Genomic DNA, 14,709 nt, shown 5'->3' on the forward strand with positions numbered 1-14,709 from the left:
TGAGCCATGCGAACCGCCCGGCACCCAGATATTCAACTCGGCGTCACTGAACCGCCCCCGGCGCAGCCGCCGGCTCCGTGGTGGTGGACGCGGCTGATCGACGGCGCGCACCCCTGGGGTTCGTTCGATGCCGGGGTCGGCCGACACGGTGTGCGGCGCTACTGGTTGGTCGTCTATCCGCCCGGAGCCAGCACCGCCGAGCGACGGTTGGCTCGGCTATGGCGGGGCTGGCCGCTGACGGGTGCCGCGTTGGGCGTGGTCGCGTTGATGTTGCTGGGCAACGCGGAAGCCCCGCCCACGACGGTGCTGGCGATGGTGGTGGCCGCCTACGTCGGCGTCGGTGCCCTGCTGTTCATGCGAGTCGGACACGGCCGTGTGAACGTCAGGTCCATGCCGGTCATCCTCGCACCAGGAACCGCCGATGACGATGAGCGGCGCAAGTACGGCGAATGGCAGATCCTCGTCCACATTCTCACCGCGGCCGACGGTATGTTGACGACCGGTGCGATCTCCCCGGCGGAGTACAAAGCCACCTGGCGACATGCTTATCATCGCCTGGAATCGATTTAGCCTGTCTGACAAGATGTCTCAGGCACCAGAGATCGCACTGCGGCCGTGGCTTCGCTAACCGTCCAGGGGCTCCGCTGCGGGCGGTTACCCGGCTAGTCGGCGTGTGGGACCGGGTTTTCGATCCTCGGCAGACGGACCAGGAAAACCGTTCTGCCCGGGGCGGATTCGGCGGTGACCGAACCATGATGGGCCTTGACGATCGAACTGACGATGGCCAGACCCAGCCCATTGCCCGTGCCGTTGGATCTCGACTTATCGGCCCGAACGAACCGTTCGAACAACTTGGGCAACAGCTCCGCGTCAATGCCCGGACCGTCGTCGGTGACGGTCAGTTCCGCGTAGGGCGCCCCGGGACCGTCACGGCGGCAGGTGATTCCGGTCGTCACCGTGACCCCTGGCGGGGTGTGCACGCGGGCGTTGCTGAGCAGATTGCTAACCAGTTGATGTAACCGGGCGTGATCGCCGCGCACCCATACCGGCTCGTCGGGCAGATCTTTGACCCAGTGATGTGTCGATGCCGCCACGGTCGTGTCGTTCACCGCATTGCCGACCACCTCGGCCAGGTCGACGTCCTCGGACTGCAGGTCTTGCCCTTCGCCCAGGCGGGAGAGCAGCAGCAACTCGTCGACGAGCGAAGCCATCCGTCGGGCCTCGGACTCGATTCGGGCCAACGCGTATTCGGTGGTCGGCGGGAGCGCCGAACTGTCCTGGCGGGTGAGCTCCGCGTAGCCCTGAATGGCAGCGAGCGGTGTGCGCAATTCGTGGCTGGCGTCAGTGATGAACTGGCGCTGCCGTAGATCCGAGTCGACCCGATGCGCCAGCGCACTGTCGACGTTGTCCAGCAAGCGGTTCAGCGTGTGCCCGACGATCCCGACCTCGTTTTGCGGGTTGGTGTCCTGCGGTGGCACCCGGACGCTGATCCGGTGGTCGTCGTCGGTGAGCGGCATGGCTGCGACACCGGCGGCGATCGCCGCCAGCCGGCGCAGCGGACGGAGCGTGTAGCCGACTACCCATATGGTGAGCCCGGCGGTGATCACCAACGCCGCCGCGGTGAGCACGATGGTGGTGAGCTGTTTGCGGGCGATGATCCGGTCGGCGAGGTTCTGCGACACCCCGACGACCAGGACGTCGGACCCGGCGACGGTGCTGTCGACGCGGTAAGGCCCCAGCCTGCCGAGGATTTCGGTGCGGGGCGGCCCGTCACTCCATGTCTGCGCTTGCAGGTCGCGGACGACGTCGGCCGGCGCGGGCTTGGGTTCGTCTTCGGAGAAAACCGCCGACGCGATCACGGTGCCGTTGTGCAGCACGGCGATCAGGTTTCCGGGCGTCTGCCCGGTGAACTCCAGCATCGCCTGTGCGATCGGCGGGGTGCCGGGGTGCGGCGAAACATGTTCGCCGTTGCGGTATTTGGTGTACTGGTGGCTCAATGCGTCCAGGGACTCGGCGACATCGGCATCGCTCATGGCGTTGACATAGCCGCGCAGGCTCAGCACCGAGACGATCCCGACGGTCACCAGCACCACGCTGACCACGGCCAGCACACCCAACAGCAGTTGACGGCGTAGCGAATGGGGGAACCACCGCGGAAACCCCCCGAATGTGGTGTCCAGGTCTCGGGTCATTCCGCAGGCCGCAGCATGTACCCCACACCGCGGACGGTATGAATCATCGGTTCCCGGCCCGAGTCGATCTTCTTTCTCAGATAGGAGATGTAGAGATCCACGATGCTGGTGCGGCCGGCGAAGTCGTAATTCCAGACACGGTCCAGGATCTCGGTGCGGCTCAGCGCACGGCGGGGATTGCGCATGAGAAAGCGCAGCAATTCGAACTCGGTGGAGGACAGCGATATCGGGTCGCCATCGCGGGTGACTTCCCGGCTGGCGCTGTCGACCTTGAGGTCGCCGACCTTAAGGGTTTCTGCCGTCGGCGTGGGCTGCTGGCCGGAGCGGCGGAGCAACCCACGCAGCCGGGCGACAAGCTCCTCGAGGCTGAACGGCTTGGTCATGTAGTCGTCGGCGCCCGCGGTCAGGCCGGTGACGCGGTCCATCACCGAGTCGCGCGCGGTGAGGAAGAGCGTGGGGGTGTAGGCGTCGGATTGGCGAATGCGTTCCAGGATCCGCAATCCGTCCACGTCGGGAAGCATGATGTCGAGGACGAGGACGTCGGGACTGACCCGATCGAACTTGGCCATGGCCTCGCGCCCGTTGTGGGCGATGTCGACAACCCAGCCTTCGTAGTGCAGCGCCATCTTCACCAGATTGGTCAGCGCGGGCTCGTCGTCGACCAGCAAAACCCTGATGGGTGACCCGTCGGCGCGGTAGATCCTGGGCAGCTGCCCCAGGATGGCTTGGCGTGGGCGCTGCGCGCCTGAGTATCCCGACATTGCGGTCATGCTCCTGCATTCTGGCAAGCCACACACGGGAGTGTCACGGAGTTCATAGAATTCTCAAATGTAGGCCTGTTTGCCAGATCGCACCTGGCGGCACTCAAATATGTGTTTTCTATGTGCGCGTGTGTCACCTTGAGATCAATCGAACTTCGAAAAATACTGGAATGCAGAGTCGTTGGTTTGACGGACGCGATCCGGTACCTGGTCATGGTCGCTAAACCAACGGTGCCAGAATTGATTTCATCTAAATCGCAAGAGCTGCGGTGTAGCGAATGTCGTCGATTGTTCAAAACATGAGTACGACGGCAAGCGACGATGGTGTCCCGATCATCATAACTTTCAGTCACATCGTGTTACGAATAGTGGGTCATTGACGTGTTTTTCGTGACGCAGCCCGTCTGCGCGAAGTCCCAGACATTGAGCGCGGTGCCGACCCGGACCGGTGGCGATGCCCCGACGTGCACGACGGTGGCCATCGCGGATACGGCGCATCGTGTCCACGTAGGCATCGCGTTCCGGGCCGCCCAACAGCCGTCGACCGGTGGAGCCAAAGGTTGGCCCTTACCCGCCGGTGCTGCATCGGCCGCGCACCACGCGGGACCGCACGGGCTGCCGGGCGTCATGCGGCGACTGCGTCGCCGTGGGCCGGCGCCGTTCGTCGTATCCGGCCGGCCCAGCAAACTTTTCTAGGATTAAGGAAGGCAATGGATTTCGGCGCGTTGCCCCCGGAAGTCAACTCCGGGCGGATGTATCTGGGGCCGGGCCCCGCGACGCTACTGGCCGCCGCGGCGGCATGGGACGCCCTGGCCGCTGAACTGGGCGCCGCCGCGGGCGGCTACGAATCGGTGGTCACGATCCTGACGAACGAGTGGCTGGGCCCGACATCGATGTCGATGGCGGCCGTGGTCGCGCCCTACGTGCTGTGGATGCGGGCCATTGCCGAGCAGTGCGAGCAGGCGGGCATCCAGGCCGCGGCCGCCACGGCCGCCTACGAAACCGCGTACGCGATGACGGTGCCGCCTCCGCTCATCGCAACCAACCGTGCTCAGCTCATGGCGTTGATCGCGACCAACTTTGTCGGGCAGAACACCCCCGCGATCATGGCCGCCGAGGCTCAGTACGGCGAGATGTGGGCCCAGGACGCCGCCGCGATGTACAGCTACGCGGCCGCGTCGGCCGCTGCCTCGACCTTCAGCGCGTTCACGTCGCCACCGCAGACGACGAACCCGGGTGGGGCGGCGGGCCAGGCCGGCGCCGTCGCCCAGGCGACCGCCACGCAGGCCGGCGGCCACGTCCAGACCGCTTCGGCGCACGCGATGTCCTCGGTGCCGCAAGCGCTGCAGGGTCTCGCGACCCCGGGATCGTCGTCGAGCGGCACCGGCCTGTCGTCGGCGGCGATGGGCACCGGGGCGTCACTGGGATCGTCGGGGGCTTCCACGCCACTCGGTGCGCTGTCGAGCCTGACCGGCACGAGCAAAGGTGCCGGCAAGGGCGCAAGCACCGGGCTGGGGGCCGTGCAGGGCGTCAGCTCTGCTCTCGGTGGTGCGGCGGGATCCGGTGACACGGCCGGCCTGGCGTCGGACGCAATCGGCCTGGGTTCCGACTTTGCCGGCCTGGGCGCCGATGGTGCCGGATTGGGCGGCGACGGCGCCGGGGTCGGTATGGACGTCTACGGCTTGGGACTCGACATGGAGGGCGCGGGTTCGATCATCGGCGCCGAAGGGGGCGTGGCCCCGGGCTTGGGGAACCTGGGCAACCTGGGCGCACTGGGAAACCTCGGGCCGATCGGCGGCCTCGGCGCCACCACATCGGCGAGTGTGGGCCAAGCGTCCGCGCTCGGAACGCTGTCGGTGCCGCCGACCTGGGCCGAGACGGTGTCGTCCGTCGCGCCGCTGCCGGCTTTCGATGCTCCGGTAGCGGGATCGGTGGGCGCGGTGCCGTCGCCGGCAACCGGAACGGGCATATCCAAGTTGCCGCTGGGCGCGATGGTCGGCCGTGAGTCCGACGGCGCAGTTCACCGCATCGGCTTGCGCCCCTCGCTGTTTCCTCGTTCGCCGGTGGCCGGATAGTCCAGGCCGGCAACAAATCGGGCTTGCGCCGTTGCGGCCCAAGCCCACTCGTCTACCAAAAACGAGGCCGCACGCCATCTGGCGTGCGGCCCCGCTGTCGAGACGAGGTGTCAGGCCCAGCTGGACCCGACGGCGCTGTCGGTGCTGGCCATGTTGCTGCCCGCGGACTGGACCTTCTGCCCGTGGGAGTTGGCCTGCTCGTAGATGACCTGGAAGTTGCGACCCAACTGGGTGATGAACTCCTGGCATGCCACCGAACCCGCACCGCCCCAGAAGTCGCCGGCAGCAAGCACATCGCGAACGATGGCCTGGTGCTCGGCCTCCAAGTTGGCTGCCTGGGCGCGAATCAGCGCACCGTGGGCGTCCACGTCGCCGAACTGGTAATTGATGCTCATTTGCTTGGCTCCTTAAAAGTGTTGGGCTGCAGCCGCTTCGACTGCTAGCTGCCGAGGATCTGCTGCGAGGCCTGCTCTTGCTGCTCGTAGTTGTTCGCGTCGCGGATCAGTCCGTCGCGCACTCCGTGGAGCATGTTGACGATATTGCGGAAGGCCTGGTTGACCTGACCCATGGTGTCGTACGAGGTGGCCTGGGCCTGACCGCTCCAGCCCGAGCCGGCGATGTTCATCGACGACGACCACATCTTGCGAGCCTCGTCCTCAACGGTCTGGGCGTGCACCTCGAAGCGGCCCGCCATCGCCCGCATCTCGTGCGGGTCGGTCATGAAACGTGTTGCCATGTCGGCTATCTCCTATCTTGAAGCTTCAGTTCGCCGAAGTCGTAACAGTTGTAATTGATGCAGTGGTGGCCGCGTTGTGAAGAGACTGCGGCGCGCCGATTAATTGCTCGCCTCAAATGGGTGACATGTACCCCCTTTTCCCATATCAGCGGTCCTTGTCAGACGACGACCTGCTTGGGCATGACGATCGGCTTGAAGCCGTACCGCGGGCCGGACCCGTAGGCGCCGGCACCCTTTGCCGCCCCCGCCATTCCGGGCATGCCGGGCATCGCGGTGACGGGCTCGGCCGCCTCGGAGGCGACCGTCCAGCCGGAGCCCTCGAGTGGTGCGGTCGCCGAGGCCAACTGCGTCGCCGGCGCGGCCGCGGACCAACCGGGGGGCACCGACAGACGGCCGACCATGGACGCCTCCCCGGTGGCCGCCGAGGCGGCCGCGCCCAGGCCGGCTCCCGGCGTCACCGAGCGCACCATGGTGCCTTCGGTGATGCCCGCGACACCGTCGGGCGCCACGTCGCCGACGGCGATGGCCGGCACGGCACCGAGGGTGTGACCCAGCGACACCGCCGTCGGGATCGTGTTCATGACGAACCAGGCCGCGGTGTTGACGGCGCCGTTGATGCCGTTGAACACGGCGGGCGTGCCGATGAAGTTGTCGATCGAGCCCAGAATTCCAGGGAACGTGTTCGCCCCCCAGGGAGGACTGGGAATCAAATCCGCCGCATTGGAGACGGGGCTGAATAGCGCCTGGGCTGTGCCGCCCGTCGAGTCCGCGCCGAGGGCGGCGTTGTCCACGACCGAGGCGGCCGCCGGATCGGTGGTCGACGTCAACGGCGTCACCGGGGTCAGCACCCCGGCCGCCGCCGAGGCCGCCTGGTACGCGGCCATGGCGGCGGCGTCCTGCGCCCAATACTCGGCGTACAGGGTGTCCAACGCCACGATCGCGGGGGTGTTCTGGCCCAGCACATTGCTCGCGACGAGCGCCGCCTGGGTGGCTCTGTTCGTGGCGATCACCGGCGGCGGCACCACCGCAGCGAAAACCGCCTCGAACGCCGCCGCCGACGCCGTGGCCTGGGCGCTCGCCTGCTCGAGCGTCGAGGCCGTCTCGGTCAGATAGGTGACGATGGGCTGGGCCGCCGTGGCCGCCGCCGCCGATCCGCCGCCCGTCCACTGCTCGCTGGTCAGCAACGAGATGATCGACTCCCACTGGGTGGCCGTGGTGCTCACCTCGGCCGCCAGGTTGGCATAGGCGGTCGCGGCCGCCATCAGGGGCGCGGCGCCCGCACCGGAGTAGATGAGCGAGGAGGTGATCTCCGGGGGTATTGCTGCAAAACTCAGAACCATTTTGTGTCCCGCTCCTTTTGTCTGTTCGAATTCGACGTTTGACTGTGACCGCGGGTTAGACCGCGGTCGGCTTCGGCATGACGATCGGCTTGACGCCGTAGCGCGGCGCGCCGAAGCCGGCGCTGCTGCGGCCGGCCGAGGCCATTCCGGGCATGCCGGGGACAACGGTCCCGGCGCCGGCCTGCGGCGCGGCGGCGGTCCAGCCCGCCGTTTGGATCGCGCTGACGGGCGTGACGACCGGGGCGGGTGCACCGGCCCAGCTCGGCGGCACCGCCAGGTTGCTGACCATGGTCGCGGAGCCCATCGAGGCCACCGGCATTGCGCCCATGCCGACCATGCCGCCGGCCGCAACGCCGGTGGCTCCGAGCCCGGGCGAGGCGGCGACGTCCGCGGCCAATCCGGCGCCGGCGGCATCGCCGGACGTGTCGAGCAGACCACCACCGGCCAGCCCCAGCAGGTCGGACGCGGCCGAGGACCAGTTGCCGCCACCGATGTTCAAGATGTTGGCACCGTTACTCGACAGGCCGAACAACCCGCCGAGCATGTTCGGGTTGGTGCCGTTGCCGGTGCTGCCGAGCAGGTATGCAAGCCAGTCGAGGGGAGTGCCCCCCGAAGAAGTGCTCGCAGGCGTGTCGAGCGGCCCAGCCGTCACGTTCGACAGCACGGCCTGGCTCGCGTTGACCGCCTCGGTGTCGCCGTAGCTGTTGGAGCTGATGCCCAGGGTTTGCGCATACTGTTCCAGCTGCGCCTGCGCTTGGGCGGCGATCGTCTGGTACGTGGTGCCGTAGGTCGAGAAAATGGCCGCCTGCTGGGCCGAGACCGGATCGGCCGCCGCGGGAGCGATCACGGTGGTAGCCGACGCGGCGCCGGCGTTCTGCGCTGCCAGGTTGGTGTTGATCCCGCTGAGCAGCTGCTCCGCGGCTAACATTTCTTCGGTTTGTGTTGTCAGAAATGACATCCGTTGCTCCTAGTGTTGGAACCGGCCGACCCCCTACGGTGAGTCGGCCTGTGTGTTCACGTCACGTCCCCTGTGCGTAGGCAAAGGCTAACGACTCACGGACTCCACGTTCCCGTCGAAAAGGCACACGTGACAGCCGTTTACGGCTTCTTAACGCCGAGTGTCATAGTTTTAACAAGCCCCTGTCGGTCGACACCGCGACGTCACCTGAACGCCGAGGCCATCTGAAGATATCGCGCGGGGCGCGGGGATAATAGTCCACCGCCGTCCGCGCCGCACATTAGACATCTGGCTAATTACGGACGGGTGGCCGCGCCCGCGGGTGGTCGCCCCGCGCCGAGCCCGCGATGGCCCGATCGGCGACGGGAGACGGAGCCCAGAATCCCCAGCGCCGCTTGGAGTTCGGCCGTGGCGGGACGTTGCGGCCGCGCTTAATTGACGCGGATCACGGGTCCGGCGACGCTCGGCCGGGGCCGATATCGCGCAAACCGGCATGGCATGGTCATCCCGGACCGCCGGTGGCTGCTCCCTACATCAGGTAGCAAACCCGCGAGCCGCTGGAAGGGGCCAGGGGATCTTGCTCTGGAACTTTGCGCGGCCAGTGGCCGTCGCAGCACCCGATGATGGTGCCACTGCCGCCGTTGGCGGCCCTACAATTTGCTGCGGTTTTGCGGGCAGTACGCCGCAACCGCCGCGCCCACGATGATGTTGGCGCCGCCGCTGCTCAACCCGAGCGACTTCTTCACATCGCCGATGGTCTGGGCCGCGGTGTCCCCGCCGTCGAAGTCCGTGCACACGGCATGCCCCACATTGATCATCGATTGATCGGCGCCATCCGCCCAGCTGAGGCCGCGCAACCGCAACGTTTGCAGGTACTGGTCATCCGCCGCGTCGGCGCTCGCGATCGGCGCGGCGACGATGCCAACGACACCAGCCACAACGACAGCGACCGGGCCGGCCAAACGTGCCGCGTTTCTCACTCGTCGACTCCTCCGTGGCAGTTGTGCGTGCAGGACCGAATCCTAATTGTGTCCGGCAAATCTGTCTCGACGTGTTAACCAGCGGTTTCTCGACGCCGCGATAGCGGAGGCTTGTAAGTTTGTCGCGACCACCAAGACATGTCAGGACGACCGACCCGTCGCAAAGGAGCCAGCGCCGAAGTGACCGAGGATCCGCGCGGTGACGGCGTTTCCCGCCAATACGATCGGTGGGAATACCCACCCCCGGTGGCCGACCTCGCGGCGTGGAGCGAAACCCACTGGGACTGGGTCGATCCGTTCTGGGCCCACCGGGTGCTGTGGCCGGACCGCCAATACAAACCGGACCTCGACATCCTCATCGCGGGTTGCGGCACCTATCAGGCCGCCCTTTTCGCCTTCAAGAACCCCGGCGCCACGGTGCTGGGTATCGACGTCAGCCAGAATGCCCTGAACCACCAGAGGCGGCTGAAAGACAAGCACGGCCTGGCGAATTTGGAGCTGCAGCTGCTGCCGATCGAAGAGGTCTCGGCGCTCGGGCGCGACTTCGACCTCATCGTCTCCACCGGCGTGCTGCACCACTTGGCGGATCCGCTGGCCGGGCTGACGGCGCTGGGCGAATGCCTGCGCAGCGACGGGGTCCTGGCCGTCATGCTTTACGCGAAGTACGGCCGGATCGGCGTCGACATGCTCGAATCGGTGTTTCGCGACCTCAACCTGTCGCAGGATGAAGCGTCGGTTGAACTGGTCAAAGAGGCCCTCGCGGCGCTACCGGCCGACCATCCGGTGCGCAGCTATCTGAAAGCGGCGCGCGACCTTGTCTCCGACGGCGCCTTGGTCGACACGTTCCTGCACAGTCGCGCGCGAAGCTACACCGTGGCGGAATGCCTGGACCTGGTCGCTGCGGCCGGACTCGCGTTCCAGGGTTGGTTGCAGAAGTCGCCGTATCACCCGCACGACATGCTCGCACCGGTAAGTGGCTTCCAATCGGCGTTGAACCGATTGCCCGACGCCGAACTGTGGTCCGTGATGGAACGCCTGCAGCCGACCAACGCCACCCATTTCTTTCTGGCTTGCCGGCCGGAACGCCCCGCGGAGCACTACGCGATAGATTTCTCGTCGCCGGCTTCACTCGGCTACGTTCCGCTGCTGCGCACGGCGTGCCTGTTGTCCGGTGACGAGATCCATTGGCCGGGTGGGAAGCAGAAGCTCAACCCGGCCCAGCTGCCCTTCGTCCAGCACGTCGACGGCCACCGCACCATCGCAAAGATCATCGAATGTGTGGCACACGCCGGTGGCATCGCCGATGAGCACAGGGTCCTGCTGCAAGATTTCGGGCACAAGCTGTTCCAAGGTCTTTGGCGCCTGGACTTTCTGGCGATGGCGCTGAACACCGACCCCACCGGGTAGCTGGACCACCGTCGGCTACATTCGCGACCGGGCCCCCATAGCCCAATTGGCAGAGGCAGCGGACTTAAAATCCGTCAAGTGTCGGTTCGAGTCCGACTGGGGGCACTGCGTGGAACCTGCCGTCGGCCTGCGACGACGGCAGGTGATGGCGCAGGGGAGTTAGACGTGGACGGCGGCTGGCGCACCGTGGGGCGCACGCCGGCACCGGTTGGCCACGTCGCGTTTGGCGAAGCTGAGCGCCGGACCTGCGATCGGCACCGTCTTGCGGCAGCGGAGCCGGCCGCCACCAACTACCAGGCGAATCATATTGCGATCACGGCTTTTTCGCCGTCCGTGCTGGTGATCGAGCTGATGTTAGTCCTGCCGATCAGACGCCGGACGCTGACGACGTTGTTGCGGCATCCGCGCTCGAGGAATTCGCCGAAGGAGTCAATTGTGGTTCGGCCAGCCAGCCGTAGCCGACACCGGTCGCTTTCGCGCCCGAGTTGCCGCCGCTATGCGGGCGGCCACGTCGTAGGCCACTATTTGCACAGAAGCGCCCGGAATGCGGCTGATGAGTCGGGCCATCTTATCGGCGGTGCGGTCGTGCAGCAGCCGGCCGACCAGCGGATTGTATTCCCTGCGCGGCAACAGCACGGTGACCTTGGCGTCCGGATGGTCTGCGACCGTCTGCCGGACCAGCTGCTCTGCGACCAGGCTGAGCCGGTGGTCCGGGCAATCGACCATCTGCAGCCGGGTGCCGTGCTCAAACCGGCTCCAGTATTCCTGCAGCCGCGCCGCCCGGCTCGGGTCCAACACGAAATGCACGACCGTCAGGTCATCGGCATGCAGGCTTTGCGCGTAACGCATCGCTTCGATTTCGGCGAGGTCGATCGAATCCACAAAGAGGAACACACGATGCCGCGGATACCTGGCCCACTCCGGTCGTTCCGCGAGCGACATCTGCAGAACCGAGGCTTCGGCCCGATACTTTCGGTTCAGCCGAATGAGGATGAATACCAGGACCGGAAAGACCACGACGACCAGCCAGGCGCCCTCGGTGAACTTTGCCACCGCGAAAATACCCACGACGAGTGTCGACAAAATACCCGCGGACAGGTTGACCATCAGCTTGTAGCGCCAGCCACGCTCGCGATTGCCGAGGTGGTATTTAGCCATGCCGTAGCCCGCCATGGCAAAAGCACTGAACACGCCCATCGCAAAGAGTGGTACCAGCGCGTTGACCGATCCGCCCGTCGCCATCAGCAGCGCCAACGCCAGTGCGGTCAGCGCGATGATGGCGTTGGAGAACACCAGCCGGTGGCCGCGTTTCATCAGCGGCCGTGGCAGAAAACTGTCTGCAGCAACGAAATTCGATAATGCGGGAAAGCCGTTGAAGCTGGTGTTGGCGCCGTTGTACAAGATCGCTGCGCTGGACGCCTGCAAGAAAAAGTACGCGATGTTCCCGAGTATGCCGTTGCCGAAAACTGCCCGGCCGATCTCGGAGAGCATGGACGGGTAGCCGGCCTCGAACGGTGTGGCGTGGGTGGCGAAGGCGAGCCATGCGACACCGGCCAACAGAAATCCGAGCAGCCAGGCCATGATCGTGAGGACCCGACGCGCATTAGGTCCCTCAGGAGCACGAAAGAGGTTGACTGTGTTGGAAATTGCCTCCACTCCGGTCAGCGATGAGCCGCCGTTGGCAAAGGCCCGCAATATCACCAGCACTGTCGCGCCCATGATCAGGCCATTGCCATGCTGGACCGGCACCGCGCCGACCAGATGGTGTGGATCGTAAGTGGGAAGACTCCCGAAGATTTCCCGGACGGTGCCGGCCACGATCGTCAAGGTGAGCATGAACACGAAGGCATAGGTTGGAACCGCAAACGTCCGGCCCGCCTCGCGCAGTCCGCGCAGATTCGCGAAAGCGAAAACAAGCACGGCAGCCACGCTGATGTGCAAGCTGTATGGACCCAGGAAGGGTATCGCCGAGACCACGGCTACCGTACCGGCCGCGCACTGGATTGCGACCGTGACGACGTAGTCGATCAGTAACGCCGCAGCGGCGACTTGGGCCACTCGGGGACCGAAGTTCTCCCGCGCGACGATGTACGAGCCACCGGCCCGGGTATAGACCTTGACCACCTGGCGATACGACATGGCCACCAGTGCCAGGATCACCAGAATGACACCGGTGATCGGCAACAGCAGAACGAACGAGGCCATGCCGGCCGCAGGCAGCAGTTCGACCATGATCTGCTCGGGGCCGTAGGCGGTCGACGAAATCGCATCCGGTGAAAGTGCGCCCAGTGCAACGGTGTTCGACAACTTCTCGTGTTCGAGATCCGCAGTGACCTTGGGCTTGCCCAGAAAGATCCGCTTGTACCGGTCGGCGAGAGACGGCGCGATCGTCTGGCGCTCGGCCAAGTCGGTCATGATCAATGTCTAACTGATCTGTTGACCGGGGGGATTGTTTCTTAACGGGATCTTGATGACCCACACTTGACGCGGCTCGATGACACCGTCGGTCCCCGAGACGGGACGGACCAACGTTTTGTCCCAGCCGCCGACGGGCCCGCAAACCGTCATCCATACACTGACCCAGCATGGGCATGCTGTTCGGCCTCGCGCCGTGGATCGTGTATTGGGTACTCGTTGGTAACGTTCCGTTCGCCGCGGCCGTGCTGGTCGCATTGGCGATCGCCGCCGCCAGCCTGGGCCTGAGCGGCGCGGTGGGCAGGAAGTGGCAGTTCTTCGATTTTGCTTCCGTCGCAGCGCTTTTGATTCTCGCCGTGCTGGCCTTCACGCTCAGCGATTCGTTCCTCGAGCGGTGGATACTGCCGCTGAGCAACGCCGGGATCTTCCTGGTGACACTGATCGGGATGCTGGTCGGCAAGCCCTTCGTGGCCGAATTCGCCGCGGCGGAACAAGCCGCCGACGTCGTCAAAACCGAGCTGTTCGGCCGGGTCGTCAAGTTCCTGAGCTGGCTGTGGATCGCGACGTTCGCCGGGATGACGGTGTCGTCGGTGATCCCGTCGATCCTGGAAGGTCCCGCCGGGCCCGCCGCCGCCCTGATGCTGGACACGAAGACCCCACTGTCGTTTCTCTGCTACTGGATCATTCCCTTCGGGTTGCTGGGGCTCGCGGCGGTCGCGTCGCGACTGCTGCCCGACCGGATGCTGGTCGGCATCGACGACGTCGCGCGGGAAACCTCGTTCGTCGCCTACGACGAAGCCACCATCGACGAGCTCTACTTTTTGGCCCAGGAACACGCCAACCGCGAGGTCGGCCCCGGCAAGGAGGCGTACGCCGTCAAGGTCGGCGGGATGGGAACCCCGTTGACCGGAGACGAGTCCCGCAAGTCGTGGCCCTCGACCTATAAGGTGCGCGACAAGCGGCACTGAGCCCGCAGCGCGATTCGGCTACGTTGGTTCTCGGCGGAGCGGCCCAGGACCTGCCGCAGCGCTCCGCATCCGGGTGGCGGGGCAATGCCCACCGGAGCGGAGAAAGGGAGTCGCGATGAACGCACCCAGCGCAGACGCCATCCGCGCAGAAACCATCACCATCACCGGCCACGGCGGCGACGAGATCGAGGCCTACCAGGCCGTCCCGCTCGCGCAGGCCTCGCGCGGCGGTGTCGTGTGGATCCACCACATGCCCGGGTACGACCGGGAGACCAAGGAGTTCGTCCGCCGGCTCGCTGTGAGCGGCTACAACGCCGTGGCGCCGAACCTCTACTCCCGCGAAGCTCCGGGTGCCACGCCCGATGACGCGGCCGCCGCGGCGCGCGCCGCCGGCGGGGTGCCCGACGAACGATTGGTCGGCGACGTCGCGGGCGCGGTGGAGCACCTGCGCGAGTTGGACGGCGCCAACGGCAAGTTCGGTGTCATCGGGCACTGCTCGGGCGGACGGCACGCGTACCTGGCAGCGTGCTCGCTGCCGTTCGATGCGGCGGTGGACTGTTACGGGGCCTTCATCGTCGAGGATCCGCCCGAGGGCATGCCCAAGGCCATGAAGCCGATCCTGGACCTGGCCGCCAACCTCAGCTGTCCGCTGCTGGGCCTGTTCGGGCTCGATGACCGGTTTCCGGCGCCCGCCGCGGTGGCCACCCTGGACGCCGAGCTCAACAAGCTGGACAAGCCGCACGAGTTCCACTCCTACGAGGGCGCGGGCCATTCGTTCTTCTCCGTCGACCGCCCGGCGTACCGGCCGGAGGCCGCGGTGGACGGCTGGCGGCGCATTGACGAGTTCTTCGCCACCTACCTGAAGGGCTAGGCATCT

General features: G+C 66.1%; 13 protein-coding genes and 1 tRNA gene. 6 read left to right on the top strand and 8 right to left on the bottom strand.

Annotation, left to right across the window (positions count from 1 at the left end; translation table 11 throughout):
* Positions 1 to 6: 6 nt before the first annotated feature.
* Positions 7 to 570 (top strand): DUF6611 family protein, encoded by a 564-nt coding sequence (locus B8W69_RS11020; protein ID WP_085289853.1) that lies wholly within the window; start codon positions 7 to 9, stop codon positions 568 to 570.
* Between the two features lie 92 nt (positions 571 to 662).
* Here B8W69_RS11020 and B8W69_RS11025 read toward each other — a convergent pair whose 3' ends face one another.
* Both B8W69_RS11025 and B8W69_RS11030 read right to left on the bottom strand, forming a co-directional pair.
* Positions 663 to 2,192: a sensor histidine kinase gene (locus tag B8W69_RS11025; protein ID WP_085289854.1), complete on the bottom strand. Its 1,530-nt coding sequence runs from the start codon at positions 2,190 to 2,192 to the stop codon at positions 663 to 665.
* Positions 2,189 to 2,962 (bottom strand): response regulator transcription factor, encoded by a 774-nt coding sequence (locus B8W69_RS11030; RefSeq protein ID WP_085289855.1) that lies wholly within the window; start codon positions 2,960 to 2,962, stop codon positions 2,189 to 2,191. The genes B8W69_RS11025 and B8W69_RS11030 overlap by 4 nt, the downstream gene beginning before the upstream one ends.
* Before the next feature lie 701 nt (positions 2,963 to 3,663).
* On the opposite strand from B8W69_RS11030, the gene B8W69_RS11035 reads away from it, so the two are divergent.
* A complete protein-coding gene (locus tag B8W69_RS11035) occupies positions 3,664 to 5,028 on the top strand; it encodes a PPE family protein (RefSeq protein WP_085289856.1) in 1,365 nt (454 codons plus the stop codon).
* 110 nt (positions 5,029 to 5,138) lie between these two features.
* On the opposite strand, the gene B8W69_RS11040 is transcribed toward B8W69_RS11035, so the two are convergent.
* The 5 genes from B8W69_RS11040 to B8W69_RS11060 all read right to left on the bottom strand — a co-directional run bounded on the left by B8W69_RS11040 (position 5,139) and on the right by B8W69_RS11060 (position 9,024).
* Complete coding sequence (locus B8W69_RS11040; protein WP_085289717.1) at positions 5,139 to 5,423, bottom strand: WXG100 family type VII secretion target; 285 nt, start codon at positions 5,421 to 5,423, stop codon at positions 5,139 to 5,141.
* A gap of 44 nt (positions 5,424 to 5,467) precedes the next feature.
* Complete coding sequence (locus B8W69_RS11045) at positions 5,468 to 5,764, bottom strand: WXG100 family type VII secretion target (RefSeq protein WP_064881136.1); 297 nt, start codon at positions 5,762 to 5,764, stop codon at positions 5,468 to 5,470.
* A 158-nt stretch (positions 5,765 to 5,922) separates the two neighbouring features.
* The gene (locus tag B8W69_RS11050) at positions 5,923 to 7,104 is read right to left on the bottom strand and encodes a PPE family protein, SVP subgroup (protein ID WP_085289857.1); all 1,182 of its coding nucleotides are present in this window, start codon (positions 7,102 to 7,104) and stop codon (positions 5,923 to 5,925) included.
* Positions 7,105 to 7,159: 55 nt separating this feature from the next.
* Positions 7,160 to 8,062, bottom strand: a complete 903-nt coding sequence (locus B8W69_RS11055; RefSeq protein ID WP_085289858.1) for a PPE family protein, SVP subgroup — start codon at positions 8,060 to 8,062, stop codon at positions 7,160 to 7,162.
* Between the two features lie 650 nt (positions 8,063 to 8,712).
* Positions 8,713 to 9,024: a DUF732 domain-containing protein gene (locus tag B8W69_RS11060; protein ID WP_165762591.1), complete on the bottom strand. Its 312-nt coding sequence runs from the start codon at positions 9,022 to 9,024 to the stop codon at positions 8,713 to 8,715.
* A gap of 198 nt (positions 9,025 to 9,222) precedes the next feature.
* Here B8W69_RS11060 and B8W69_RS11065 point away from each other — a divergent pair, with 198 nt between their 5' ends.
* Both B8W69_RS11065 and B8W69_RS11070 read left to right on the top strand, forming a co-directional pair.
* Complete coding sequence (locus B8W69_RS11065) at positions 9,223 to 10,449, top strand: class I SAM-dependent methyltransferase (protein WP_085289860.1); 1,227 nt, start codon at positions 9,223 to 9,225, stop codon at positions 10,447 to 10,449.
* 31 nt (positions 10,450 to 10,480) lie between these two features.
* Positions 10,481 to 10,554: transfer RNA gene (locus tag B8W69_RS11070), tRNA-Leu, on the top strand.
* Between the two features lie 324 nt (positions 10,555 to 10,878).
* On the opposite strand, the gene B8W69_RS11075 is transcribed toward B8W69_RS11070, so the two are convergent.
* Complete coding sequence (locus tag B8W69_RS11075) at positions 10,879 to 12,864, bottom strand: APC family permease (RefSeq protein ID WP_085289861.1); 1,986 nt, start codon at positions 12,862 to 12,864, stop codon at positions 10,879 to 10,881.
* A gap of 170 nt (positions 12,865 to 13,034) precedes the next feature.
* Here B8W69_RS11075 and B8W69_RS11080 point away from each other — a divergent pair, with 170 nt between their 5' ends.
* Positions 13,035 to 13,832, top strand: coding sequence for a hypothetical protein (locus tag B8W69_RS11080; RefSeq protein ID WP_085289862.1), 798 nt, complete (start codon positions 13,035 to 13,037; stop codon positions 13,830 to 13,832).
* 115 nt (positions 13,833 to 13,947) lie between these two features.
* Positions 13,948 to 14,703, top strand: coding sequence for a dienelactone hydrolase family protein (locus B8W69_RS11085; RefSeq protein WP_085289863.1), 756 nt, complete (start codon positions 13,948 to 13,950; stop codon positions 14,701 to 14,703).
* The last annotated feature ends 6 nt before the right edge of the window (positions 14,704 to 14,709 follow it).

It is taken from the genome of Mycolicibacterium vulneris, assembly GCF_002104765.1.
GTDB lineage: Bacteria > Actinomycetota > Actinomycetes > Mycobacteriales > Mycobacteriaceae > Mycobacterium > Mycobacterium vulneris.